Below are 24,047 nucleotides of genomic sequence, written 5' to 3'. Positions count from 1 at the left end.
GCGCCCCCGCGGCTTCCCCGCACCCCCCGCCGGCGTGCGACGCTGAAGGACGTCCCGCCCCCGAGCCACCGCATCCGAGGAACCCGAGCCATGAGCCCCGCAGAAGGCGACCGTGACACCCAGCGCATCCTGATCGTCGACGACGAGCCGGCGGTCCGCGAAGCCCTCCGGCGCAGCCTCGCCTTCGAGGGCTACGGCACCGAGGTCGCCGTCGACGGCGCCGACGCCCTGGAGAAGGCCGCGGCCTACCGCCCCGACCTGGTCGTCCTCGACATCCAGATGCCCCGCATGGACGGACTGACCGCCGCCCGCCGCATCCGGGGCGCCGGCGACACCACCCCGATCCTCATGCTGACCGCCCGCGACACCGTCGGCGACCGGGTGACCGGGCTGGACGCCGGCGCCGACGACTACCTGGTCAAGCCCTTCGAGCTGGACGAGCTGTTCGCCCGCGTCCGCGCGCTGCTGCGCCGCAGCTCCTACGCGGCGGCCCTCGCGGCGAGCACCGAGGACGACGACACCCTCTCCTTCGCCGGCCTCTCCATGAACCCGGCCACCCGCGAGGTCACCCGGGGCGGGCGGCCGGTGGAGCTGACCCGCACGGAGTTCACGCTGCTGGAGATGTTCCTCGCCCACCCGCGCCAGGTCCTCACCCGGGAACAGATCCTCAAGGCCGTCTGGGGCTTCGACTTCGAGCCCTCGTCGAACTCCCTGGACGTGTACGTCATGTACCTGCGCCGCAAGACCGAGGCCGGCGGCGAACCCCGCCTCGTGCACACCGTCCGGGGCGTGGGGTACGTCCTGCGGCAGGGCGGCGCGGAGTGAACCGGGCGGTCCGCCGCTTCCGCACGCTGCCGCTGCGGTCCCGGCTGGCCCTGCTGGTGGCGGCGGCGGTGGCGTTCGCGGTGACGGCGGCGGCGGTGGCCTGCTGGTTCGTGGTGAAGAACGTGCTGGTGAACTCCCTGGACGACGCGCTGCGCGCCAACCGCATGACCACCTCGCAGGTGGCCGGGTACGTCGACCTCGCCACCGGCCTGTGCGCCCACGAGTCCACCCCGCGCGAACCCAACCTCTTCAACTCCAGCGTGCAGCTCCTGGACGACGAGGGGAAGAGCTGCCTCATCATCGGCACCGAGCGGGTCACGCTGACCGACGCCGACCGGGCGGTGGCCGAACGCCGGTCCGACGAGGCGCTGCACGACGCCACCGGCGCCGACGGCACCCCCTACCGCGTCCTCACCTACACCGTGCGCGGGCTGCCCAGGGTGGCGGTGTCCGCCGCCCGGCCGCTCAACGAGGTCGACGACTCGCTCGACAACCTCGCGCTGGTGCTCGTCTTCGTGGCGGGCGCCGGGGTGCTCGGCGCGGGCGCCGCCGGGCTGTGGGTGGCCCGCGCGGGGCTGCGCCCGGTGGACGAGCTGACCCGCGCCGTCGAGCACGTGGCCCGCACCGAGGACCTGGCGGTGCGCATCCCGGTGGACGAGGACAGCGAGGACGAGATCGCCCGCCTCTCGCGCTCCTTCAACACCATGACCTCGTCGCTGGCCGGCTCACGCGACCTGCAACAGCAGCTCATCGCCGACGCGGGCCACGAACTGCGCACCCCGCTCACCTCGTTGCGGACCAACATCGAGCTGCTCACCCGCAGCGAGGAGACCGGCCGCCCGCTGCCCGAGGCCGACCGGGCGGCGCTGCTCGCCTCGGTGAAGGCGCAGATGACCGAGTTGGCCACGCTCATCGGCGACCTCCAGGAGCTGTCCCGGCCGGACACCGGCCGGCACGCCGGGCGGACCCGCATCCTCGCCTGGCACGACGTGGTCGAGGCGGCCCTGCGCCGGGCCCAACTGCGCGGACCGGAGCTGACCTTCACGGCCGACGTGCGGCCCTGGTACGTACGGGCGGAACCGGCGGCGCTGGAGCGGGCGGTCGTCAACGTCCTCGACAACGCGGTGAAGTTCAGCCCCCGGGGCGGGGCGGTCGACGTCCGGCTGGCGGACGGTGTCCTCACCGTCCGCGACCGCGGGCCCGGCGTCCCGGCCGAGGACCTCCCGCACGTCTTCGACCGGTTCTGGCGCTCGCCGCAGGCCCGCGCGCTGCCCGGCTCGGGCCTCGGCCTGTCCATCGTGGCCCGCACGGTGCACCAGGCGGGCGGCGAGGTGGCCCTGGCCCGCGCCGGGGACCTCGAGGGCGGCACGGTGGTGACGATCCGCCTGCCCGGCGCGCCGGCCCCGCCGCCCGGCCCGGCGGCGGACGGCGGGGAGTGAGGGCGCGCGGCCGGCTCAGTTCAGGACGGTGATCCGGTCGGCCTTGGGCGGGTCGATCGGGTCGGCCGGGGTGGAGTGGGCGGTCAGGTACTGCTCCAGGGCCGTCAGGTCGTCCCCGCCGACCAGCGGGTTCGTGCCCTGGCCGAGGGTGGTGAAGCCGTCGCCGCCGCCCGCGAGGAAGCTGTTGGCCGCGACACGGTAGGTGGCCGCCGGGTCGATCGGGGCGCCGTCGAGCCGGACCGAGTCGGCCACGACCCGGTCCGCGCCGGACTTCGTGAGGTCGAGCGTGTAGGTGAGGCCGGAGGAGACCTGGAGGATCTTCGGGGCCGCCTCGTTCGCGCCGCTCACCTGCTCCCTGAGGACCTGGACGAGCTGGGCGCCCGTGTAGTCCTGGAGGTTCACGGTGTTGGCGAAGGGCTGGACGGTGAACGCCTCGGCGTAGGTCACCACGCCGTCGCCCTCGGCGGCCTGGGCCGCGTAGGTCAGCGGGGCGCGGATGCCGCCCGGGTTCATCAGCGCCAGGTCCGCCGACGGGTCGAGGGACTTCGCGTGGGCGAGCTGGGCGTCGGCGATCAGGTCGCCGAGGGGGGACTCGGTGCCGGTGTTGCCGATGTCGCCGGAGATGTGGCCGACGGCGCGGTCGCCGATGGGGGCGGCCAGCGCGTCCCACTTGCCGATCAGCCGGGTCATGTCGGGGGCCCTGGGCACGTCGCGGGTGACGACGCGGTTGGCGGAGCGCACGGCCGTGCGGGCGATGTCCCCCGTGCGGCGGTCGTAGGTGAGCGTGGTGTCCGTGTAGAGGCGGCCGAAGGAGGCGGCCGAGGTCACCATGCGGGGGTTGCCCGCCGGGTCCGGGATGGCGCACACGTACGCGCTGTGGGTGTGCCCGGTGACGAGCGCGTCGACCTGCGGCGAGATCTTCCGCGCGATGTCGACGATCGGGCCGGAGACCCCGGCGCCGGGGCCCGGGGTGTCGCAGTCGGCGTTGTAGGAGGCGGAGGCGGGGAAGCCGCCCTCGTGGATCAGCGCCACGATCGACTTCACGCCCTTGCGCTCCAGTTCCCGGGCGTACTTGTCGATCGTCGCGGCCTCGTCCTCGAAGGTCAGGCCCTTGACGCCCTCGGCGGAGACGATGTCCGGGGTCGCCTTCAGGGTGACCCCGATGAAGCCGATCTTGACGTCCTTCTTCTGCCACACCCAGTACGGCTTCATCAGCGGTTTGCCGGTGCGCTCGTCGAGGACGTTGGCGGCGAGGTAGGGGAAGTCGGCGCCCTTGAAGCGCTTGTCCGTGTAGCAGCCGTCGGTGGGGTGGCAGCCGCCCTTCTGGAGGCGGGCCAGTTCCTTGGCTCCCTCGTCGAACTCGTGGTTGCCGACGCTGGTGACGTCCAGGCCGAGCCCGTTGAGCGCCTCGATGGTCGGCTCGTCGTGGAAGAGGCCGGACAGCAGCGGGGAGGCGCCGACCAGGTCGCCGCCGGCCGCGGTGACCGAGTAGGCGTGGCCCTCGCGGGCGCTGCGCAGGTGGGTGGCGAGGTACTCGACGCCGCCCGCGTCCACGGTGCGCGTCGTGCCGTCCGGCAGGTCCTCGGTGACCCGGCCGGCGGAACCGGCGGGCGGCTCCAGGTTGCCGTGCAGGTCGTTGAAGGAGAGCAACTGGACGTCCTGGTAGCGGGCCGGGCCGTGGCCGCCGCCCCGCCCGCTCTCGCCCGCGTTCGCGGTCCCCGGCAGGGCCGCCGCGGCGAGCGCCCCGACGGTGACGGCACCGGCGGTGAAGGCGAGGAACCGCGTCGTACGGCGCCTGCGGCGCAGTACCTGCGACAGTCCTGTGGATGGCATGCGTCCCCCTGTGGGTCTCGCGTCGTCGGGCGGCCGGGGTGTCCGGTCCACCGGCGCAGCCTAAGGTCAACGCGCGTAGCGCGACAGGGGGTTCCGGGTTACATCCTGGTGTATCCGCGTGTCCGGCTCCCGCCGCCGCCCGGGGCGCGCCCCGTACCCTCGTACGCATGAGCAGCGACGACACCGAGCGGCCCGGCCGCACCCGTTCGATCGAGACCCACGCCGCACTCACCGCGGAGCAGGCCGGGGCCGTCCTGGCCCTGCTCGCGGAGGCGGCCCGGCACGACGGGCAGCAGGCCGTGTCCGAACAGGGCCGGCTGCACCTGCGCGGCGCGGCCCGCGAGGGCATCGCCCACCTGCTGCTGAGCACGGACGGCGAACTCGTCGGCTACGCCCAGTTGGAGGACACCGATCCGGTGGAGCCGCCGGCCGCCGAACTGGTCGTCCACCCCTCCCACCGGGGGCGGGGGCACGGGCGGGCACTGGGCTCCGCGCTGCTGGCCGCCTCCGGCAAGCGGCTGCGGGTCTGGGCGCACGGCGGCCACGCGGCGGCCCGGCACCTCGCCCAGGCCCTCGGGCTCGCCCTCTTCCGCGAACTGCGCCAGATGCGGCGCCCGCTGACCGGCCTCGGCCTGCCGGAGCCGCGGCTGCCCGAGGGGGTGACGGTGCGTCCGTTCGTGCCCGGTGAGGACGACGCGGCCTGGCTCGCCGTCAACGCCGCCGCCTTCGCCCACCACCCCGAGCAGGGCGCGCTGACCCAGCGCGACCTCGACGACCGCAAGGCCGAGCCGTGGTTCGACCCGGCGGGCTTCTTCCTCGCCGAGCGGGACGGCGAGCTGATCGGCTTCCACTGGACCAAGGAGCACGCGGACGAGGGCCTGGGCGAGGTGTACGTCGTCGGCATCCGCCCCGACGCCCAGGGCGGCGGCCTCGGCAAGGCCCTCACCGCCATCGGCCTGCGCCACCTGGAGCGGCGGGGCCTGCCCACGGCCATGCTGTACGTCGACGCCGACAACGAGGCGGCGGTCGCGGTCTACGAGCGCCTCGGCTTCACCACCCACGAGACGGACCTGATGTACCGCACGGAGACCTGAGCCCGGCCGGCCGCCCCGCCGCGGCCCCGGCCCTCACGCCGCCCCGGCGGGCCGGGAGGCGCGCCGGGGACGGGCCCGGAGGCGGACCGGTTCGGGGGCGCACAGGGCCCAGGCCGCCGTGCCCGCGGCCAGGAGCCACGCCCAGCGTTCGTGTGCCGGCGCCCACCGGGGGTCGTCCGGGGTGGCGAAGAGGGCCCAGCCCTCCGGGGCCAGCGGCGGCGCGAGGACGGCGACGGCCAGCAGGGCGGAGGCGACGGCGGGGCCGGGGCGCGGCCCCTCGCTCCACCGGACGGCCGCCGCGGCGCAGGCCAGGGTGAGGGCGCCGATCGCCGCGGCCTCCACGGTGACGGCACCGGCCGGGGGCCGGCCGTGTTCCGGGGTGACCAGCAGGACCGCCGTCCACCACAGCGCGGCCGGCGGGGCCACCAGGGCGAGGCGCAGGGCCTGCCGGCGGGCCCGCCCGACCGGGACCGGCGTGGTCGGGTGCCGGGCCGGGTCGTCCAGCAGGAAGGCCAGCCCGAGCGCCCCGGCCAGGGCGGCCGCCCGCAGCAGGGTGAGCGTCTGCCAGGGCGTCGCCTCGCCGGACGCCACCAGCGCCGGGGAGGCGGCGAGCAGCAGCCCGAGGGCGCCCGCCCCGCCCAGCGTCCGCCACGGCAGGGTGCGGGCGACGGGCACCGCCAGGGCCCGGGTCACGCCTCGCACTTCTCGCCCTCCCCCGACGCCGCGTCCTGCGCCGGGGCGCTCACGCCGAGGAGTCCGGCGGCGTGCGCGGTCGTCACGCCGGGCGCGGTCAGCTCGGCCCAGTGCTCCCGGACCCGCTCGGCCACGCCGGGCGGCGGGGACGCCAGCAACTCCCGTACCACCTCGGTCTGAGCCGCCGTCATGGACAGGGGTTCGGTGGGCGCGAGGACGGTCGCGGGGCCGCTGAGGCTGTCGTCGACGCGGACCCGGCGCAGGGCGTCCACCGGATCGTCCTGCCAGCTCAGCGACAGCCACATGACGGTGACCATGCGCCCGTCGCACAGCTCGGCCCCGGCGCTCTCACTCCCGGCGACGAACACGGCGGCGACGGCGCTGGAGAACTCGGGCACCCGGTTGCCGCCCCAGGAGGTGCCCACGGTCACCTGGTGCCGGCCCTCGGCGGGCGGGATCGCGGAGTCGTCGTACGGCCCGTACCGGGCGTCCACCCGCTGCCGTACGAGCAGCGGCGCCTCGCGGGCGGCTCCGCCGGTGAGGGAGCGGACCCGGTCCACGACCCCGGCCCAGGCGTCGACGCGCGGTTCCCACTCGGGGAAGGCGCAGTAGGCCGAGGCGCCCCGCCGCAGGCACGTCTGCTCCTTCTCGGGGGCGAAGGTGGCGCGTTCGCGGGCCGCGGTCAGCTCCGGCGAGGGCGCCGCGCCCCGGGCCTGGAGGGTGCCGCCGGCGACGGCCGCGGCGAGGGACAGGACGAGGCCCGCGCGGACGGCCCGGGTGCGCCCCCCGGCGGTGAGCACGGCGAGGAGGGCCACGGTCAGGGCGAGGCCGGCCAGGTAGAGGGCGTGCCAGGCGGCGGGCCGCCCCAGCAGCTCGGAGGGCAGGGTGGTGGAGGTGCCCGCGGCGACGGAGGGGGCCAGCCAGGACAGTCCGCCGGTCCCGTCCGGGCCGACGCCGAGGACGGCGACGGCCAGCAGGACGACGACCAGCGCCGGCGCCGCGAGCGGCGAGACCACGAGCCGGGCCAGCAGCACCCCGGCCGCCCCGAAGAGCAGCACCGACAGCGGGCCGACGGCCAGTTCGGCGGGCGAGCCGTGCCCGACCGCGCCCGGCTTGAGCGCCTCCCAGCCGAACTGGACGGCCACGCCCACCGCGGTGAGCAGCGCGGCCGGCACCACCGAGAGCAGGTGGGCGACGGTGCGGCGCCACGGCGTGAGCGGCAGTACCGCGAAGTGCTCCTCGGTGCCGTGCCGGTGGGAGCGGAGCACGCCGGTGCTGGCGCCGACCAGCACGGCGAGGCCGACGAGCAGCGGCAGGCCCTGGGTGGCGCGGTCGACGTCCTGGAGGGCGGGGTGGCCGTCCCAGGAGGAGGGGGTCCGCCACCCGATCCACAGGGCGTACCCGGCGAAGGCGAGCAGGACCGGGGCGGTCAGCAGCAGCCGGCGGGCCTCGAACCGGGCCAGGGCGAGCACGGCCCGGGGTCCGGAGCCGGGCGGCGTGCCGGCCGCGGCGGGCCGGGCGGGCGGGGCGCCGGGGAGCGGGGCGCTCATGCCGCCACCTCCGTGCCGGCCTCGTCGAGGGTCAGCAGGTAGCCGTCCTCCAGGGTGGGTTCCAGCAGGTCGGCGCCGGGTGGCGGGGCTCCGAGGTTGCGGTAGGCGCCGGTGCCGGTGCGCCAGCCGGCGCGGGCGCCGGGAGCGCGCTCGGTGCTGCTCCACACCCGTCCGGCGGCCCGCGCGGCCAGTTCGGCGGGGGTGCCGTCGAAGCGGACGGTGCCGTCGGCCAGCACCAGCACCCGGTGGCAGAGCATCGCCACGTCCTCGGTCTGGTGGGTGGAGAGCAGGACGGTGCGGCCCTCGCCGGCGCCGGCGATCAGCTCGCGGAAGCGCATCCGCTGCTCGGGGTCGAGGCCGACGGTGGGCTCGTCCAGGACGAGGAACGCCGGCTCCCCGACGAGGGCGGCGGCGAGGGCGACCCGCTGGCGCATGCCGCCGGACAGCTTGCCGACACGCCGGGCGCGCACGTCCGCCAGGCCGACCTCGTCGAGCACGCGGCGCACCTCGCGGTGGCGGGCGGCGCGGTCGGTCAGCTCCTTGAGGATGGCCACGTAGTCGACGAACTCGAAGGCGGTGAAGTGCGGGTGCAGTCCGGGCGTCTGCGGCAGGTAGCCGAGCCGGCGGCGCACCTCGCGGCGCCCGGCGGCACCGGACGGGTCGTGGCCGAGGACGGTGAAGGTGCCCCGGTCGGCGGGGACGGCGGTGGCCAGCACCCGCAGCAGCGTGGTCTTGCCGGCGCCGTTGGGGCCGAGCAGGCCGGTGACGCCGGGGGTGAGCCGCAGCGACACCTCGTCCAGGGCGCGGGTGCGCCCGTAGTGGAGGCTGAGCCCGGAGGCGGAGACGGTGGGGGTCATACGGCACTCCCGGTCGTGGGACGGAAAGGGCGGGGACGGGAAGGGGCGAGGGCGGGAAGGGGCGGCGCGGGGGCGGAAGGGCGGGGGCGCGGGGGGCGCCGCGGGCCGGGCCGCCGGCTCACACCACGCCCCGCGCGCAGACGTCGAAGCGGTCGCGGACGAGAAAGAGCAGTCCCGCGCCGAGCAGGGCCACGGCGGCCGAGACGCCCTGTCCGGCCGCGGTGAACGGCGCGAGCGGGAGGCTCGGGGCGGCGCGGGCCGCGTCGGCGGCGAGCAGCACCGCCACCCACGCCCCGGCGACCGCCGAGGGGCCGCCGACCGGGCCCAGCCGGGGCGCCAGCGCGAGGCCGGCCGAGGTGAGCGCGAGCGCCGGCAGCAGCCAGCCGAGGGCGCGCAGCCCGTACCCGGGCAGGGCGAGGGTGGCGAGGCCGTTCACGCCGAGCCCGGTGGCGAGCACGGCCACCGTGCGGATCATCAGCAGCCGGAACCCGTGCGTGGGCGTGACGACGGCCATCTCGTACGCCGGGTCCAGCGCGGGTCCGTAGGCCAGCGCCACCCCGGCCAGCGGGAGCAGCGGGGCGACGGCGAGGAAGGGGGTGGGCGTCCGGGTGGCGGCCGTGGAGACGGCGGCGACGCAGGTCATCAGCAGGACCAGGCCGAGGGCACCGAGCCAGGAGCGGCGCAGCAGCGGGGTGGCCGCGAGCAGCCGCGCCAGGTGGTCGGGGACGCCGCAGCGCACCAGCAGCGCCTCGCAGCGGCCCGGCCGGGGCGCGTCCAGCTCGGCGTCGAGCCGCTCCCACCCGGCGTCCAGCGCGGCCGGGTCGCCGGCCCCGGCGAGCGCCGCCCGGCACCGCGCGCAGGCCGCGAGGTGGGTGTCGGCGGACCAGAGCAGGGGGGCGGTGAGGGAGCCGCGGGCGTAGGCGCGCAGGTCCTCCTCGGCCACGTGCCAGGTGTCGTCGCTCATGCCAGCGCCTCCCGCAGTTGCCGGCGGGCCCGCATGGCCCGCGTCTTGACGGTGCCCGGCGGGATGCCGAGCAGGACGGCGGCCTCGCGGGTGGTCAGCCCGTCGACGACCGTGGCCTGGAGCACCGCGCGCAGCTCCGGGGAGAGCCGTACGAGGGCCCCGGCGAGGTCCCCGTGCTCGACGCCGGCCAGCACCCGGTCCTCGGCGGACGCCTCGTCGCGGTGGCGCAGCCGGGCCAGCGCCTGCCGCAGCCGGCCCCGCGCCCCGTCGCCGCGGAGCGCGTCGATCAGGCGCCGCGAGCCGATCCGCCAGAGCCAGCCGGCCGCGTCCCCGTCCTCGCGGTAGCGGGCGCTGCCCCGCCACACCGCGAGGAAGGTCTCCTGCACGACGTCGTCGACGACGCCCGGGTCGGCGCAGCGACCACGCAGCCGCGCGGTCAGCCAGGGCGCGTACCGGCGGTACAGCTCCTCGAAGGCGCGGCGGTCGGCGTCCGCCGCGACGGCGCGCAGCAACTCCCCGTCGCTTCTCGTTTCGCTCACGTCTCCTCATCGGACGAGCCGGCCCCAGCGGTTCACGGGACCTCGCGCGGCGGGGCGCGCGAGCGGCTCGGCGGGGCGGGGCGGGGCGCGGAAGGTACCACCGGGCGCCGTCGCACCGGTCCGTCCCGACCCAGGGGCCCCCGCCCCCACACGTCATGTCGCCGTAACCATCGCTTAAGACAACCTTGCGACCCTCGCCGAATGAAGCCGAGCCTGCCAGAGCCCTCCGCGCCCTCGGACGCGCCCCCAGCGGCCCCGGCGCGGAAGAATGGGTTCATGAGGCAGCCGAACAGCCAGGCACCGCACGAGGGCCCGCAGCCGCGGCCCTCCGTGGGCTCCGTCGCCGCGCACCGCCCGCACGGCGTCGCGCCGGCCGTCCCCGGTCTGGAACCGGATCTCGACGCCGGCCCCGACGTCTACGAGGAGGCGGCGGACCCCGGCGGGGCCCCGCTCCCCGGGGACCGGTTCCTGGACCGCGAGCGGAGCTGGCTCGCGTTCAACGAGCGGGTGCTCGAACTCGCCGAGGATCCGGCGACCCCCCTGCTGGAGCGCGCCAACTTCCTGGCGATCTTCGCCGGCAACCTGGACGAGTTCTTCATGGTCCGGGTGGCCGGGCTCAAGCGCCGCATCGCCACCGGCGTGGCCACCCGCTCCGCCTCCGGGCTCCAGCCCCGCGAGGTGCTGGAGATGATCTGGTCCCGCTCCCGGGAGCTGATGGCGCGGCACGCCGCCTGCTTCCACGGGGACGTCGCCCCCGCGCTGGCCGCCGAGGGCATCCACCTGGTCCGCTGGAGCGAGCTGGGCGAGGAGGAGCGGGCCCGCCTCTTCACCCTGTTCCGGCAGCAGATCTTCCCGGTGCTCACCCCGCTGGCGGTGGACCCGGCGCACCCCTTCCCGTACATCTCGGGCCTCTCGCTGAACCTGGCGGTCGTCGTCCGCAACCCGGTCACCGGGCACCGGCACTTCGCCCGGGTGAAGGTGCCCCCGCTGCTCTCCCGCTTCCTGGAGGCGTCCGCCGGCCGGTACGTGCCCGTCGAGGACGTCATCGCCGCCCACCTGGAGGAGCTGTTCCCCGGGATGGAGGTGCTGGAGCACCACGCCTTCCGCCTCACCCGCAACGAGGACCTGGAGGTCGAGGAGGACGACGCCGAGAACCTGCTCCAGGCGCTGGAGAAGGAGCTGACGCGGCGCCGCTTCGGGCCGCCGGTACGGCTGGAGGTGGAGGAGTCCGTCGACCGGGAGGTCCTGGACCTGCTGGTGCGCGAGCTGAAGATCGGCGAGGCGGAGGTCTACCCGCTGCCCGGCCCGCTGGACCTCACCGGTCTCTCCCGCGTCCACGGCCTCGACCGGCCGGAACTGAAGTACCCGAAGTTCGTCGGCGCCGTCCACCGCGACCTCGCGGAGGTCGAGTCGGCGTCCGCGCCGGACGTCTTCGCCGCGCTGCGCGAACGGGACGTGCTCCTGCACCACCCCTACGACTCCTTCTCGACCTCCGTGCAGGCGTTCCTGGAGCAGGCGGCGGCCGACCCCGACGTGCTGGCGATCAAGCAGACGCTGTACCGGACCTCGGGCGACTCGCCGATAGTGGACGCGCTGATCGACGCCGCCGAGTCGGGCAAGCAGGTCCTCGTCCTGGTCGAGATCAAGGCCCGCTTCGACGAGCACGCCAACATCAAGTGGGCCCGCAAGCTGGAGGAGGCCGGCTGCCACGTGGTCTACGGGCTGGTCGGCCTGAAGACCCACTGCAAGCTGTCCCTGGTGGTGCGCCAGGAGGGCGAGACGCTCAGGCGCTACAGCCACGTCGGCACCGGCAACTACCACCCGAAGACCGCCCGCCTCTACGAGGACCTCGGGCTGCTCACCGCGGACCCGCAGGTCGGCGCGGACCTCTCGGACCTGTTCAACCGGCTCTCCGGCTACTCCCGCCGGGAGACCTACCGGCGCCTGCTGGTGGCCCCGAAGTCGCTGCGCGACGGTCTGGTCACCCGGATCCACCAGGAGATCCGGCACCACCGCGCCGGCCGCCCCGCGCACATCCGCGTCAAGGTCAACGCGATGGTCGACGAGACGGTCGTCGACGCCCTCTACCACGCCTCGCGGGCGGGCGTCCCCGTCGACGTGTGGGTGCGCGGCATCTGCGCCCTGCGCCCGGGGGTGCCGGGCCTGTCGGAGACCATCCGGGTCCGCTCGGTCCTCGGCCGCTTCCTGGAGCACTCGCGGGTCTTCGCCTTCGGCAACGGCGGGGAGCCCGAGGTGTGGATGGGCAGCGCCGACATGATGCACCGCAACCTCGACCGCCGCATCGAGGTCCTGCTGCGGGTCACCGACCCCGCGCACCGGGCCGCCCTCGGCCGCCTGCTGGAGACCGGCATGTCCGACGCCACCGCCTCCTGGCACCTCGGTCCGGACGGCGAGTGGACCCGGCACGCCACCGACGCGGACGGGCGGCCGCTGCGCAACGTCCAGGAGATGCTCATAGACGCCCGGAGGCGCCGGCGTGGCACAGCGACACCTTGACCCGACGGATCCCCGGGGGGAGCCGGTGCCCGCGGACGTCCTCGCGGAGTACCTGCGCGGCCAGGCCGTGGAGTTCCTCCGGGCCCTGCGCCTGCACCGGGAGGCGGGCACGCAGAACGCCGCCGCCTCGGGACCGGACGCGGGGGGTCCCGCGGACGCGGTCCTCGCGCTGCGCCGGGCGGCCCGCCGCATCAGCGGCACCCTGCACACCTACCAGCCGCTGCTGGACGCCGACTGGGCCGAGGCGATGCGCCCGGAACTGGCGTGGCTGTCGGGCACGCTCTCGCGCGAGCACGCCTGCGCCTTGCGGCTGGAGCGCCTGCTGACGACCCTGCACCGGCTCTCCGGCACCCCGGCCCGCCCGCCGGGCCACACCGCGCCGGCGGGCCGGGCGTCCGTGCCGGCCCCGGCGGCCGTCGCGTCGAACGGGGCGGCCGGGTCCGCCGTGCCCGCCGCCCGCACCGCGCTCCCCGACCGCGGGCAGCTCACCGTGGGCGCGGCCCGGGCGGGCGCGCTGCTCGACCGCCAGCTCACCCTGGCCCGTACCCGGGCGCACTCGGCCGCGCTCCAGGCGCTGGGCAGCAGCCGCTTCCACGCGGTCGCCGACGCGGTCGCCCTGCTGGCCAGCGAGGTCCCGCTGCGGGCCGCAGCGGCCGGCGCCGACCTGCGCGCCCCGGCCGCGGCGGCCGAGGGGCGGCTCACCGACGCGGTGACGGCGCTGCCGCTGGCCACCGCGGGGCACCCGTACAACGCGCAGGCGCTGGACCAGGGGCTCTCCCCGGACTCCGCGCCGCATCCGCAGGACGCCCCCTGGCTCCAGGTGCGGCTGCTGCTGCGGCTGCACCGGTACGCGCGGGAGGTGCTGCTCGGGCCCGGCGGCACCGACCCCGACGAGGCGTGGCTGAGCGCCGCCGGGCAGGCCCTGGACCGGCACCGCGACGCCGCGGAGGCCGCCGCCGCGGCGGCCCAGGCGGCCCGCACCCCGCGCATCGCCCCGGCGACCGCGTACGCCCTCGGGGTGCTGCACGCCGCCCAGCGGCACGAGGTGGAGGCGGCGCGGTACGCGTTCCGGCACGGCCGGCAGCGCGCCGCCACCGGCACCCCGCGCTGAGCCCGCGCCGGGCCGGGCCCCGCGTCCGTCCCGCGGCGCCGGGCCGCCCCGGCGCCGCGGGAGAGGACCCCGCCCCTGCGGCCCACCCGCGCCCCCGTCGTACGGGCGGCCGGCCGCGTGCTGTGGCGCCGCGCACCGCGGACCGGCCGACTCCGGCTCCGCCCGCTCCACCGGCCCGGGTACGACGACGGGCCGCGTCCCGGGGGCGGGCCGCGGGGCGGCGGGGACCCGCTCGCCGCCGCCCCGCGCGAGGCCGCCGGGGAGACCGGGCACGCCGCCGTGCCGGGCGCCGCGCCGCCCACCGGGCACGCCGGCCGCCCCACGGAGGTCCGCCACCGGGCCGCCGGGGCCGGCGCCTTCGTCCCCTCCGACGGGGTCGTCCGCGTCCGGTGGCTGCCGCCCGCCGCCCGCCCGCGCCCGGCTCGCCCGCCCCGGGGACCGCGCCCTGGCCGGCGCCCCGCTCCGGACGGGTCCGCCCGGGACCGCTCCGTGTCCGTGACGTGAGCGTTCCGTGACCTCACCGCACCGTCCTCAGGGGTTCACCCCGCGTTCATTCACGCCCATCGGCGCCTTCATCTGATCTGCCTAATTTCGGCCTTACCCGATACGGGACGCATCCCGGCGGAACCCCGCCGAAGCGGCGCGGCCCTGTCGGCGCTGTCCGCAGCACCAGTCCTCGCACGCCGCCGAATTCAGGACGGCGGCTCCTGGAAGGAACTCCCTCAAGTGAAGCTTCAGCGCATGAACCGGCGGGCCCTCGCTCTCGGTGCTCTCGCCGTCTCCGGCGCCCTGGCCCTCACGGCGTGCGGCTCCGACGACACCGGCGGCAAGACGGCCGGCGGCGACTCCTCCGCCTCGGCCGGCACCGCCGGCTCGGTCCAGTGCGACGACGCCAAGGGCCGCCTCCAGGCGTCCGGCTCCTCGGCGCAGAAGAACGCGATCGACGCCTGGGTCAAGCAGTACGTCGCGGCCTGCAAGGACGTCCAGATCAACTACAACCCGACCGGCTCCGGCGCGGGCATCACCGCGTTCACCCAGGGCCAGACCGCCTTCGCCGGCTCGGACTCCGCGCTGAAGCCCGAGGAGGTCGAGGCGTCCAAGAAGGTCTGCACCAACGGCCAGGGCATCGACCTGCCCATGGTCGGCGGCCCGATCGCGGTCGGCTTCAACGTGTCCGGCGTCGACTCCCTCGCCCTGGACGCCCCGACGCTGGCGAAGATCTTCGACAGCCGCATCACCCACTGGAACGACCCGGCCATCGCCAAGCTCAACCCCGACGCGAAGCTGCCCGACCTCAAGATCCAGGCCTTCCACCGCTCGGACGAGTCCGGCACCACGGACAACTTCACCAAGTACCTGAAGGCCGCCGCGCCCAAGGACTGGACGTACGAGCCGGGCAAGTCGTGGCAGGCCAAGGGCGGCCAGTCCGCGCAGGGCTCCTCCGGCCTCGCCCAGCAGGTCAAGCAGACCCCGGGCGCCATCTCCTACTTCGAGCTGTCCTACGCCAAGGACGGCGTGAAGACGGTCGACATCAAGACCGAGGCCGCCGAGCCGGTCAAGGCCACCGTCGAGAACGCCACCGCCGCCATCGGCGCCGCCGAGGTCGTCGGCACCGGCAAGGACCTCGCCCTGAAGCTGGACTACACCCCCTCCGCCGACGGCGCCTACCCGATCGTCCTGGTGACGTACGAGATCGTCTGCGACAAGGGCAACAAGGCCGAGACCCTGCCCGCCACCAAGTCCTTCCTCAACTACATCGCCTCCGACGAGGGCCAGGGCCTGCTGGCGGACGCCGGCTACGCCCCGATGCCGCAGGAGATCATCACCAAGGTCCGCGAGACCGTCTCGGGCCTGAGCTGACCCGAGTGCGGTCCGGCCTCCCCCGCGGGGCCGGACCGCACCGTCCGGTGCACCGCCGCCAGGAGCGCCCCGACCCGTGGGCGGCTCCGCCCGAGCCGCCCGTACGACGGAGCGGCTCCGCAGACCGGAGAACCCGATGGACACCACCACCGACATCCACCAGCAGACGGACTCCCCCGCGCCCGGGGCGGGAGCCGAACGCGCCGAACGCGGCGCCATCCGTCCGGGCGACCGGATCTTCCTGGGACTCTCCCGGGGCTCCGGCATCCTCGTGCTGATCGTCATGGCCGCCATCGCGGCCTTCCTCACCTACCGCTCCGTCCTCGCCCTCAGCGAGAACGAGGCCAACTTCCTCACCGGCTTCGAATGGGACCCGAGCGGCTCCCCGCCCCGGTTCGGCATCGCCGTGCTGGCCTTCGGCACCGTCGTCTCGTCGGTCATCGCCATGGCCATCGCCGTGCCCGTCGCGGTCGGCATCGCCCTGTTCATCACGCACTACGCCCCGCGCAAACTGGGCGGCACCCTCGCGTACGTGATCGACCTGCTGGCCGCCGTGCCCTCCATCGTCTACGGACTGTGGGGCGCCCTCGCCCTCGTGCCGCACCTGAACGGGCTCTACGGCTGGCTCGACGACTACTTCGGCTGGACCGGCGTCCTGGAGTGGAACGGCGGCCCGGCGCGCTCGCTGTTCACCGTGGGCATCCTGCTGGCGATCATGATCCTGCCGATCATCACCAACGTCAGCCGCGAGGTCTTCCGCCAGGTCCCGCGCACGCACGAGGAGGCCGCCCTGGCCCTCGGCGCCACGCGCTGGGAGGTCATCCGCATGGCCGTGCTGCCCTTCGGCCGCTCCGGCGTCATCTCCGCCTCGATGCTGGGCCTCGGCCGCGCGCTCGGCGAGACGATGGCCGTCGCCATGGTGCTCTCCCCCGTCTTCGACATCCGCGCCAGCCTGCTCGAACCGGGCGGCGGCACCTTCGCCCAGAACATCGCCAGCAAGTTCAACGAGGCCACCGTGATGGGCCAGGACGCGCTGATCGCCTCCGGCCTGGTGCTCTTCGTCATCACCCTGCTGGTCAACGGCGCCGCGCGACTGATCATCGCCCGCCGCAAGGAGTACTCGGGGGCCAACGCATGAGCCACGCATCCCTCACACCCCGGCGCAGTTCCCTGCGCGGCGCCACCCTGCCGAAGTGGTTCCCGTGGGCGGTCGCCGCCGCCTCCGTCGCCCTCGGCCTCGCCGTCAGCGCCGCCGCCGGGCTGCACAGCAGCATCCAGTGGGCGCTCATCGCGGCCGTCTGCTTCGTCGGCGGCAGCTACGGCGTCTCGGCCCGCGTCGAGGGCCGGCGACAGGCCAAGGACCGGGTCGCGACCAGCCTGGTCTGGGTCGCCTTCCTGCTCGCCGTGATCCCGCTCGCCTCCCTGATCTGGGAGACCCTCAAGCGCGGCGTGAAGGTCCTCGACGGCTACTTCCTGTCCCACTCGATGGGCGTGGTCAGCGACACCGAGCCCGGTGGCGGCATCTACCACGCGATCATCGGCACCCTGGAGCAGGTCGGCCTGGCCACCCTGTTCTCCGTGCCGGTCGGCGTGCTCACCGCGATCTACCTGGTCGAGTACGGGCGGGGCCGGCTGGCGAAGGCGGTCACCTTCTTCGTCGACGTCATGACGGGCATCCCGTCGATCGTCGCGGGCCTGTTCATCCTCAGCCTGTGGGTGCTCATCCTGGACATGGGCCCGTCCGGCATCGCCGGCTCCTTCGCGCTGAGCATCCTGATGATCCCGGTCGTGGTCCGCTCCACCGAGGAGATGCTGAAGCTCGTCCCGAACGAGCTGCGGGAGGCGTCGCTCGCGCTCGGCGTGCCGAAGTGGCGCACCATCCTGAAGGTGGTCCTGCCGACCTCGCTCGGCGGCATCACCACGGGCGTGATGCTGGCCATCGCCCGCATCACCGGCGAGACGGCCCCCGTGCTGCTGCTGGTCTGGGGCACGAACTTCATCAACACGAACCCGCTCTCCGGACCGCAGGCGTCGCTGCCCATGTACATCTACCTCCAGTACGCCAACAGCGGCGGCGAGGGCGCGGCCTACGACCGCGCCTGGGCGGCGGCCCTGACGCTCATCGCGTTCATCATGATCCTCAACCTCGCGGCCCGCGGCATCGCCCGCTGGAAGGCCCCCCGCTGATCCTCCGCGGCCCCGCCGCGCGGCCGGCCGCCGCGATCCGGCCGGCCCCCACGACGTGAAAGAAGCAGTGATCCCCATGGCCAAGCGCATCGACGTCAGCGGACTCAATGCCTACTACGGCTCCTTCCTGGCCATCGAGGACATCTCGATGACCGTCGAACCCCACTCGGTGACGGCCTTCATCGGCCCCTCCGGCTGCGGGAAGTCGACCTTCCTGCGCACCCTCAACCGCATGCACGAGGTCACGCCGGGCGGCCGGGTCGAGGGCAAGGTCATGCTCGACGACGAGAACCTCTACGGCGCCGGCATCGACCCGGTCGCCGTGCGCCGCGAGGTCGGCATGGTCTTCCAGCGGCCGAACCCGTTCCCCACCATGTCGGTCTACGACAACGTGGCGGCGGGCCTGCGCCTGAACGGCAACCACCGCAAGGCGGCCCTGGACGACATCGTCGAGAAGTCGCTGCGCGGCGCCAACCTGTGGAACGAGGTCAAGGACCGCCTGAACAAGCCCGGCTCCGGCCTCTCCGGCGGCCAGCAGCAGCGCCTGTGCATCGCCCGCGCCATCGCGGTCGAGCCGGACGTGCTGCTCATGGACGAGCCCTGCTCCGCCCTGGACCCGATCTCCACGCTGGCGATCGAGGACCTGATCGGCGAGCTGAAGGAGCGGTTCACGATCGTCATCGTGACGCACAACATGCAGCAGGCGGCGCGGGTCTCGGACCGCACGGCCTTCTTCAACCTGGCGGCGGTCGGCCGGCCCGGCAAGCTGGTCGAGATCGACGACACGGAGCGGATCTTCTCCAACCCGTCGGTGCAGGCGACCGAGGACTACATCTCCGGCCGCTTCGGCTGACCCACGGTCCCCTCGCGGCGCTGCATGGCGGTGCCGCCGCGAGGCGAAAGGGCCCGCCCCCGGTGGACCGGGGGCGGGCCCTTTCACGTCCCGGGCGGAAGGCGCGCTCAGGGCGCGGCCAGGTACACGATCCCGTAGGAGGCGGCGGCGACCGCGGCGGCGGCGGGCATGGTGATGAACCAGCCCAGGATGATGTTCTTGGCGACGCCCCACCGCACCGCGTTGACCCGCTTGGTGGCCCCGACACCCATGATCGCCGAGGTGATGACGTGGGTCGTCGAGATGGGCGCCTTGAACAGGAAGGCCGTGGTGAACATGATCGACGCGCCGGTCGTCTCCGCCGCGAACCCCTGCGGCGGGTCCAGCTCGATGATCTTGCGGCCCAGGGTGCGCATGATGCGCCAGCCGCCCGCGTAGGTGCCGAGCGACAGCATCAGCGCACAGGCGATCTTGACCCAGACCGGGATCGGGTCACCGGCGTCCTCGACATCGGCGATGACCAGCGCCATCACGACGATGCCCATCGTCTTCTGGGCGTCCTGCAGGCCGTGGCCCAGCGCCATGCCGGCCGCGGACACCGTCTGCGCGATGCGGAAGCCGCGCTTGGCCTTGTGCGGGTTGGCCCGCCGGAAGATCCACATGATGCCGGTCATCACCAGGTAGCCGACGATCAGGCCGACGACCGGCGAGATGAACATGGGCAGCACGATCTTGTCCAGCACGCCGTGCCAGTAGACCGTGGTGCCGCCGGCCAGGGCCGCGCCCACCATGCCGCCGAAGAGCGCGTGCGAGGAGGACGAGGGCAGGCCGAAGTACCAGGTGACCAGGTTCCAGACGATCGCGCCGATCAGCGCCGCGAAGAGGATGCCCATCCCTTTGGACCCCTCGGGGGTCTCGATCAGGCCCTCGCTGACGGTCTTGGCGACCCCGGACCCCAGGAAGGCCCCGGCCATGTTCATGATCGCGGCCATGGCGAGCGCGGCCCGGGGGGTCAGCGCCCGCGTCGACACCGAGGTCGCGATCGCGTTCGCCGAGTCGTGGAATCCGTTCGTGTACGTGAAGAAGAGCGCGACCCCGATGGTCACGACCAGAGCGAAGGTGTCCATGAAGGGGTCAGGACTCCTTGACCGCGATGGTCTCCACCGTGTTCGCCACGTGCTCGAAGGCGTCGGCCGCCTCTTCCAGCACATCCACGATCTGCTTGAGCTTCAGCACCTCGATCGCGTCGTAGGTGCCGTTGAAGAGGTGGGCGAGCAGCTTGCGGTGGATCTGGTCGGCCTGGTTCTCCAGCCGGTTGACCTCGATCCAGTACTCGGTGAGGTGGTCCATGGTCCGCAGGTTGGGCATGGCCTCGGCGGTCAGCTCGGCGGCCCGCGCCAGCACCTCGATCTGCTGCTCGACCCCCTTGGGCAGCTCCTCCACGTTGTAGAGGACGACCAGGTCGACGGCCTCCTCCATGAAGTCCATGATGTCGTCGAGCGAGGAGGCGAGGGAGTAGATGTCCTCGCGGTCGAAGGGCGTGATGAACGAGGAGTTCAGCTGGTGGAAGATCGCGTGCGTGGCGTCGTCACCCGCGTGTTCGGCGGCCCGCATACGCTCTGCGATCTCGGCTCGGGCGGGACCGTCCGCCCCGAGCAGTTCCATCAGGAGCTTGGAGCCCGTGACGATGTTGTCCGCGGACGCGGCGAACATGTCGTAGAAGCTCGTCTCCCTGGGGGTCAGACGAAAGCGCACGTGGGGTCCTCGGGGTGCATCGAATTCGGTCAGGCTGATGCTAGGCGCACCAACCGGCCACGGCTAACGGGCCGTCCCCCAGTGTCGCCCATCGGACACCGTGGCGAGCAGGGGGGCATCCCGGGGCCAACCGGCCCGGTCCCGGCACACCGCGTCGGCCATGCGCTACCCATGAAACGCCCGGGAACCACCAAAAAACGGGTCAAGATTCGGCCAAGGGGCCCGGGCGCGGCGAAGTTCGTTACCATATACCCGCTAGGGGTATATGTCCGCAATCTGTCCACCAGGAGGACGCGATGACGACCACCGAGGCCGGCGCGGGTGCGCCCTCCACCGCCGCCGTCGGCGCCCGGGACGCCGAGGAGACCGCCGCGGTGGCGCCCGTCCCCGTGACCGACCACGACCGCGGCGTGCACGGGTACCACCACCAGAAGGACCAGCACCTCAAACGCCTGCGCCGGATCGAGGGCCAGATCCGCGGCCTGCAGCGCATGGTCGACGAGGACGTCTACTGCATCGACATACTCACCCAGGTCTCCGCCTCCACCAAGGCCCTCCAGTCCTTCGCGCTGCAACTGCTGGAGGAGCACCTGCGCCACTGCGTCGCCGACGCGGCCCTCAAGGGCGGCGCGGAGATCGACGCGAAGGTCGAGGAGGCCACCAAGGCGATCGGCCGCCTGCTGCGCACCTGACCCCTGCGGGCCGGCACCCTCGGGCCCGCCGGAGCCCGGGCTCCGGCGGGCGGGGGTCGTCGCGTCCGGGCCCGCCCCTCCGGTCCCGGCCCGGGGGCGGGGGCGGGCCGGCGCACCGGCCTCACCGGACCGCGACCGGGGTCTCCGTCCGGCCGGGCGCGGACCGGCGGTCGGCGGCGTGCCGCTCCTCGGCCACCTTCAGCACCTCGTCGATGCTCTCCAGGCTCAGCCGGCCCCGCGCGGCGGAGGCCGCGATGATCAGCTCCCCGCACAGCTCGATCTCGGCGAGGGCCACGTGGTCCTGAATCGCCGTCCCCCCGACCGGAGCCACACCCGTCACCTCGTCCCTGCCGCAAGCCGACTTCCTAGGGTAGGCAGCCGCTACACAGCGCGCATGGCACGGAAGGGCTAGTCCTTACCGGCCGGTCCCTCGGCGATCCGCCCCGCGTAGATGTCGCCCTCGGCCGGCAGCCGCACCCGGACCTCGGCGCCGAAGTCGTAGAGCAGCGTCGTGGAGGAGACCGCCACGGTGCCCTCACGCTGCCCGTTGACGAAGCTGAAGCGGTGCCGGAGCTTGCGGATGCGGCCCTCGTCGTCGAGGTAGACCTCGAAGGGGACCTCGGCGGTGGCGAACCCCTCGGCCGCGGCGGCCAGCGTCTCCCGGTTGTCCGGGGTCGCGTCCCGGGCGGCACGGGCGAGGTCGGCGGTCCCCCGGTAGTGCCGCACGGCGGTCCCCGCCACCTCGGTGCGCCCCACGTACGCCGCCGTCCGCGTCCCGCGCAGCACCTCCGCGGCGGCGAAGGGGTCGGTGGCGCCGCCGGTGACCAGATTGCCGTCGGAGAGCGTGGCGGTCTCCACCCGCACCCACTTGTCGTCGGGCACGCCCGCCCCCCGGTTCTTCATGAACAGGGCGCCCGGGGTGAGCAGCTCGGTGATCGGCCGGTGCTCCCGGTTGCCCGCCGCGTCGGCCGGCAGCAGCACCCTGAGACTGCCGCGCCGCTCCCGGAAGTCGTAGACGCCCTCGCCCCGGATGGTCACCCGGGTCCCGCCGCTCGCCATCTCCATCGCCGTCCGCGCCTTCGCGCTGCCGGCGGCCACCAGCCGGTCGGCGGCCCCGTGCAGCACGGCGACCGGATCGCCCGCGGCGGCGTCCTGCACGGCGGCGCCCTCGCCCGAGCACCCGGCGCCGCCCAGGCAGGCGCCGAGGACCACGCTCCCGGCGAGGAACCCGCCGCCCGCCCTGCCGCCCCACCGCTCCCGCCGCCCTGCCATCGCCTTCCCTACCCCCAGCCGTCCCGTCCGTCCCGGCCCCCTGCCACCCGGTTAACGACGGGCGGACGGCGCTAGTAACGTTGCGCCCGTGGCACAGCAGGACGGTACGGAGATCCGCCGGGACACCCCGGAGCACCACACGTCGACCGCCGAACGGGGGTCGTTCTGCCGGGCCCGCTGCACCTGCGGCTGGCAGGGCCCGGCCCGCCGGGCCAGATCCCAGGCCCGCACGGACGCCCGCACCCACGCCCCGGGCTGATCCGGCACCCCGCGTCCGCCCGCTTCACCCGCACGGCCGACACCGCCGCGGGAACCCCCGCCCCCGCGTGTCCCGTCTTGCCTGGCGACCCCCACGCGAGGCGGAGGCGGACATGGACCGGCGCACCTTCCTCGGCGGCACGGCCGCCGCGGCCCTCACCACGGCGACGGCCGGCTGCGCCGGCCCCGTCCCCGACGACCACACCGACCGCCACGCGTCCGCCGGCACCCCGCCCCCGTCGTCGCCCCCGCCGCCCCGCCCCACCGCCCCCGCCCCGGGCGGGGCACCCACCGCCGCCGACTGGAACGCGCTCGCCGCCTCCCTCGACGGCACCCTCGTGCGCCCCGGCGACCGGAGCTGGACCACGGCCCGCCAGCTCTACAACACCCGCTTCGACACCCTGCGCCCCGCCGCCGTGGCCTACGCCGCCCACGCCGACGACATCCGCACCGCCCTCGGCCACGCCCGGGCCCACGGCGTCCCCGTCGCCCTGCGCGGCGGCGGCCACTCCTACGCCGGCTGGTCCTCCGGCGACGGCCGCCTGGTCATCGACGTCTCCGCCCTCGACCGGGTCCGGGCGGGCGGCGACGAGGCGGTGATCGGCGCCGGCGCCAAGCTGATCGACGTCTACCGCTCCCTCGCCGCCCGCGGCACCACCCTGCCGGCCGGCTCCTGCCCCACCGTCGGCATCGCCGGACTCGTCCTCGGCGGCGGCCACGGCGTCGTCTCCCGCGCCTACGGGCTGACCTGCGACCACCTCACCGGCGCCACCCTGATCACCGCCGACGGAACACGGCTCACCGCCGACGCCGCCGAGAACCCGGACCTGTTCTGGGCACTGCGCGGGGCGGGCAACGGCACCTTCGGCGTCGTCACCGAACTGCGCTTCCGCACCCGCCCGGCCCCGCAGGCCGTCTCCGCGTACCTGACCTGGCCCTGGTCACGGGCGGCCGGCCTGGTCGCCGCCTGGCAGCGGTGGGGTCCGGACCAGCCCGACGAGATCTGGTCCTCCCTGCACCTGGAGGCCGCCGCGGGACGCGGACCGGCCGTCTCCCTGGCCGCCTTCTCCCTGGGCACCCTCGGCGAACTCCAGAACGCCGTCGACCGGCTCGCCGCCCGCGCCGGCTCCTCCGCGAGCCACGTCTCCTTCAAGCGCCGCGGCTACCGGGAGGCCATGGAGGTCTACGCGGGCTGCTCGTCCTTCCCCACCGACGCCCGCTGCCACCTCCCCGGCACCACCCCCGGGCGCGCTCCCGAGGGCGGCCTGGCCCGCGAGACGTACGCCGCCCGCTCGGACTTCTTCGACCGCGACATCCCGGCGGCCGGCGTCACCGCCCTGCTGGACCGGCTCCGCGCGGTGCCCGGCGGGGCCGGCAGCGTCTCCCTCACCGCGCTCGGCGGCGCCGTGAACCGCGTCGCGCCCACCGCCACCGCCTTCGTCCACCGCCGCTCCCGGACGCTGGCCCAGTACCTGGCCTCCTGGCCGGCGGGCGGCGACGGCGCGGCGTCCCGTGACTGGCTCGCCTCGGTGCACGGCGCCATGCGCCCGTACGCCTCGGGCGCCGCGTACCAGAACTACACCGACCCGGACCTGAAGGACTGGCGCACCGCCTACTACGGCGACGCCGCGCCCCGGCTGACCGCCCTGAAGGACCGCTACGACCCGGACCGCGTCTTCACCTCGCCGCAGGGGCTCTAGGTGTGCTGTCCCGGCACGTTGGTGACACGCGGGCTGGGTTCTTGATACGGGTGAGGGCCTTCTGGGTTC

At 74.9% G+C, this 24,047-nt stretch carries 22 protein-coding genes; 12 read left to right on the top strand and 10 right to left on the bottom strand.

Annotation, left to right across the window (positions count from 1 at the left end; all coding sequences use genetic code 11):
• Nucleotides 1-90: 90 nt before the first annotated feature.
• Nucleotides 91-825 (top strand): response regulator transcription factor, encoded by a 735-nt coding sequence (locus VM636_RS16470; RefSeq protein WP_053914752.1) that lies wholly within the window; start codon nt 91-93, stop codon nt 823-825.
• Nucleotides 822-2,264 (top strand): HAMP domain-containing sensor histidine kinase, encoded by a 1,443-nt coding sequence (locus VM636_RS16465; protein WP_030419559.1) that lies wholly within the window; start codon nt 822-824, stop codon nt 2,262-2,264. Before VM636_RS16470 ends, VM636_RS16465 begins: the two co-directional genes overlap by 4 nt.
• Nucleotides 2,265-2,279: 15 nt before the next feature.
• On the opposite strand, the gene VM636_RS16460 is transcribed toward VM636_RS16465, so the two are convergent.
• Entirely contained in the window at nt 2,280-4,097 is a 1,818-nt protein-coding gene (locus VM636_RS16460; RefSeq protein WP_053914751.1) for a bifunctional metallophosphatase/5'-nucleotidase, read from the bottom strand.
• A 167-nt stretch (nt 4,098-4,264) separates the two neighbouring features.
• Between VM636_RS16460 and mshD the strand changes: the two genes are divergently transcribed.
• Nucleotides 4,265-5,191: a mycothiol synthase gene (gene mshD, locus VM636_RS16455; protein ID WP_030419561.1), complete on the top strand. Its 927-nt coding sequence runs from the start codon at nt 4,265-4,267 to the stop codon at nt 5,189-5,191.
• Nucleotides 5,192-5,224: 33 nt separating this feature from the next.
• Here the strand turns inward: mshD and VM636_RS16450 are convergent, their stop codons facing one another.
• The 5 genes from VM636_RS16450 to VM636_RS16430 all read right to left on the bottom strand — a co-directional run bounded on the left by VM636_RS16450 (nt 5,225) and on the right by VM636_RS16430 (nt 9,794).
• Entirely contained in the window at nt 5,225-5,884 is a 660-nt protein-coding gene (locus VM636_RS16450; RefSeq protein WP_234312543.1) for an ABC transporter, read from the bottom strand.
• A complete protein-coding gene (locus tag VM636_RS16445; RefSeq protein WP_051821253.1) occupies nt 5,881-7,434 on the bottom strand; it encodes a hypothetical protein in 1,554 nt (517 codons plus the stop codon). Before VM636_RS16445 ends, VM636_RS16450 begins: the two co-directional genes overlap by 4 nt.
• Entirely contained in the window at nt 7,431-8,291 is an 861-nt protein-coding gene (locus VM636_RS16440) for an ABC transporter ATP-binding protein (protein ID WP_030419564.1), read from the bottom strand. Before VM636_RS16440 ends, VM636_RS16445 begins: the two co-directional genes overlap by 4 nt.
• 118 nt (nt 8,292-8,409) lie before the next feature.
• Nucleotides 8,410-9,255 (bottom strand): hypothetical protein, encoded by an 846-nt coding sequence (locus VM636_RS16435; protein ID WP_030419565.1) that lies wholly within the window; start codon nt 9,253-9,255, stop codon nt 8,410-8,412.
• Nucleotides 9,252-9,794 carry an RNA polymerase sigma factor gene (locus VM636_RS16430; RefSeq protein WP_030419566.1) on the bottom strand — a complete coding sequence of 181 codons (543 nt, stop codon included), beginning with the start codon at nt 9,792-9,794 and terminating at the stop codon, nt 9,252-9,254. The genes VM636_RS16435 and VM636_RS16430 overlap by 4 nt, the downstream gene beginning before the upstream one ends.
• 201 nt (nt 9,795-9,995) lie before the next feature.
• Here VM636_RS16430 and VM636_RS16425 point away from each other — a divergent pair, with 201 nt between their 5' ends.
• The 6 genes from VM636_RS16425 (at nt 9,996) to pstB (ending at nt 18,322) form a co-directional block, all read left to right on the top strand.
• Entirely contained in the window at nt 9,996-12,311 is a 2,316-nt protein-coding gene (locus tag VM636_RS16425) for an RNA degradosome polyphosphate kinase (protein ID WP_078855836.1), read from the top strand.
• Nucleotides 12,292-13,422: a CHAD domain-containing protein gene (locus VM636_RS16420; protein ID WP_030419568.1), complete on the top strand. Its 1,131-nt coding sequence runs from the start codon at nt 12,292-12,294 to the stop codon at nt 13,420-13,422. Before VM636_RS16425 ends, VM636_RS16420 begins: the two co-directional genes overlap by 20 nt.
• A gap of 726 nt (nt 13,423-14,148) precedes the next feature.
• The gene (pstS, locus tag VM636_RS16415) at nt 14,149-15,282 is read left to right on the top strand and encodes a phosphate ABC transporter substrate-binding protein PstS (protein WP_199825523.1); all 1,134 of its coding nucleotides are present in this window, start codon (nt 14,149-14,151) and stop codon (nt 15,280-15,282) included.
• Between the two features lie 136 nt (nt 15,283-15,418).
• Nucleotides 15,419-16,420, top strand: a complete 1,002-nt coding sequence (pstC, locus tag VM636_RS16410) for a phosphate ABC transporter permease subunit PstC (protein ID WP_030419570.1) — start codon at nt 15,419-15,421, stop codon at nt 16,418-16,420.
• Nucleotides 16,417-17,469 carry a phosphate ABC transporter permease PstA gene (gene pstA, locus VM636_RS16405; RefSeq protein ID WP_030419571.1) on the top strand — a complete coding sequence of 351 codons (1,053 nt, stop codon included), beginning with the start codon at nt 16,417-16,419 and terminating at the stop codon, nt 17,467-17,469. Before pstC ends, pstA begins: the two co-directional genes overlap by 4 nt.
• Nucleotides 17,470-17,545: 76 nt before the next feature.
• Nucleotides 17,546-18,322, top strand: coding sequence for a phosphate ABC transporter ATP-binding protein PstB (gene pstB / locus VM636_RS16400; protein WP_030419572.1), 777 nt, complete (start codon nt 17,546-17,548; stop codon nt 18,320-18,322).
• Between the two features lie 107 nt (nt 18,323-18,429).
• Here pstB and VM636_RS16395 read toward each other — a convergent pair whose 3' ends face one another.
• Both VM636_RS16395 and VM636_RS16390 read right to left on the bottom strand, forming a co-directional pair.
• A complete protein-coding gene (locus VM636_RS16395; RefSeq protein WP_053914748.1) occupies nt 18,430-19,428 on the bottom strand; it encodes an inorganic phosphate transporter in 999 nt (332 codons plus the stop codon).
• Between the two features lie 7 nt (nt 19,429-19,435).
• The gene (locus tag VM636_RS16390; RefSeq protein ID WP_030419574.1) at nt 19,436-20,056 is read right to left on the bottom strand and encodes a DUF47 family protein; all 621 of its coding nucleotides are present in this window, start codon (nt 20,054-20,056) and stop codon (nt 19,436-19,438) included.
• A 296-nt stretch (nt 20,057-20,352) separates the two neighbouring features.
• On the opposite strand from VM636_RS16390, the gene VM636_RS16385 reads away from it, so the two are divergent.
• A complete protein-coding gene (locus tag VM636_RS16385) occupies nt 20,353-20,748 on the top strand; it encodes a metal-sensitive transcriptional regulator (RefSeq protein WP_030419575.1) in 396 nt (131 codons plus the stop codon).
• A gap of 121 nt (nt 20,749-20,869) precedes the next feature.
• Here the strand turns inward: VM636_RS16385 and VM636_RS16380 are convergent, their stop codons facing one another.
• Both VM636_RS16380 and VM636_RS16375 read right to left on the bottom strand, forming a co-directional pair.
• Complete coding sequence (locus VM636_RS16380) at nt 20,870-21,088, bottom strand: hypothetical protein (RefSeq protein ID WP_199809358.1); 219 nt, start codon at nt 21,086-21,088, stop codon at nt 20,870-20,872.
• A gap of 68 nt (nt 21,089-21,156) precedes the next feature.
• On the bottom strand, nt 21,157-22,020 hold the full coding sequence (locus VM636_RS16375; RefSeq protein ID WP_053914747.1) for a hypothetical protein: 864 nt from the start codon (nt 22,018-22,020) through the stop codon (nt 21,157-21,159).
• Nucleotides 22,021-22,108: 88 nt separating this feature from the next.
• On the opposite strand from VM636_RS16375, the gene VM636_RS16370 reads away from it, so the two are divergent.
• Together VM636_RS16370 and VM636_RS16365 are read left to right on the top strand one after the other, a co-directional pair.
• The gene (locus VM636_RS16370) at nt 22,109-22,279 is read left to right on the top strand and encodes a hypothetical protein (protein WP_199809362.1); all 171 of its coding nucleotides are present in this window, start codon (nt 22,109-22,111) and stop codon (nt 22,277-22,279) included.
• A gap of 112 nt (nt 22,280-22,391) precedes the next feature.
• Nucleotides 22,392-23,978 carry an FAD-binding oxidoreductase gene (locus VM636_RS16365; RefSeq protein WP_053914746.1) on the top strand — a complete coding sequence of 529 codons (1,587 nt, stop codon included), beginning with the start codon at nt 22,392-22,394 and terminating at the stop codon, nt 23,976-23,978.
• Nucleotides 23,979-24,047 lie beyond the last annotated feature (69 nt).

It is taken from the genome of Streptomyces sp. SCSIO 75703, assembly GCF_036607905.1.
GTDB lineage: Bacteria > Actinomycetota > Actinomycetes > Streptomycetales > Streptomycetaceae > Streptomyces.
Note: the sequence above shows the minus strand (reverse complement) of the source record. Positions and strands in the feature narration are given on the sequence as shown.

Bases quoted from the DNA above. Each gene is read 5' to 3' on its own strand.
- VM636_RS16470 (WP_053914752.1), top strand. From the start codon at position 91: ATGAGCCCCGCAGAAGGCGACCGTGACACCCAGCGCATCCTGATCGTC.
- VM636_RS16460 (WP_053914751.1), bottom strand. From the start codon at position 4,097: ATGCCATCCACAGGACTGTCGCAGGTACTGCGCCGCAGGCGCCGTACG.
- mshD (WP_030419561.1), top strand. From the start codon at position 4,265: ATGAGCAGCGACGACACCGAGCGGCCCGGCCGCACCCGTTCGATCGAG.
- VM636_RS16445 (WP_051821253.1), bottom strand. From the start codon at position 7,434: ATGAGCGCCCCGCTCCCCGGCGCCCCGCCCGCCCGGCCCGCCGCGGCC.
- VM636_RS16440 (WP_030419564.1), bottom strand. From the start codon at position 8,291: ATGACCCCCACCGTCTCCGCCTCCGGGCTCAGCCTCCACTACGGGCGC.
- VM636_RS16435 (WP_030419565.1), bottom strand. From the start codon at position 9,255: ATGAGCGACGACACCTGGCACGTGGCCGAGGAGGACCTGCGCGCCTAC.
- VM636_RS16425 (WP_078855836.1), top strand. From the start codon at position 9,996: ATGAAGCCGAGCCTGCCAGAGCCCTCCGCGCCCTCGGACGCGCCCCCA.
- pstC (WP_030419570.1), top strand. From the start codon at position 15,419: ATGGACACCACCACCGACATCCACCAGCAGACGGACTCCCCCGCGCCC.
- pstA (WP_030419571.1), top strand. From the start codon at position 16,417: ATGAGCCACGCATCCCTCACACCCCGGCGCAGTTCCCTGCGCGGCGCC.
- pstB (WP_030419572.1), top strand. From the start codon at position 17,546: ATGGCCAAGCGCATCGACGTCAGCGGACTCAATGCCTACTACGGCTCC.
- VM636_RS16395 (WP_053914748.1), bottom strand. From the start codon at position 19,428: ATGGACACCTTCGCTCTGGTCGTGACCATCGGGGTCGCGCTCTTCTTC.
- VM636_RS16385 (WP_030419575.1), top strand. From the start codon at position 20,353: ATGACGACCACCGAGGCCGGCGCGGGTGCGCCCTCCACCGCCGCCGTC.
- VM636_RS16375 (WP_053914747.1), bottom strand. From the start codon at position 22,020: ATGGCAGGGCGGCGGGAGCGGTGGGGCGGCAGGGCGGGCGGCGGGTTC.
- VM636_RS16365 (WP_053914746.1), top strand. From the start codon at position 22,392: ATGGACCGGCGCACCTTCCTCGGCGGCACGGCCGCCGCGGCCCTCACC.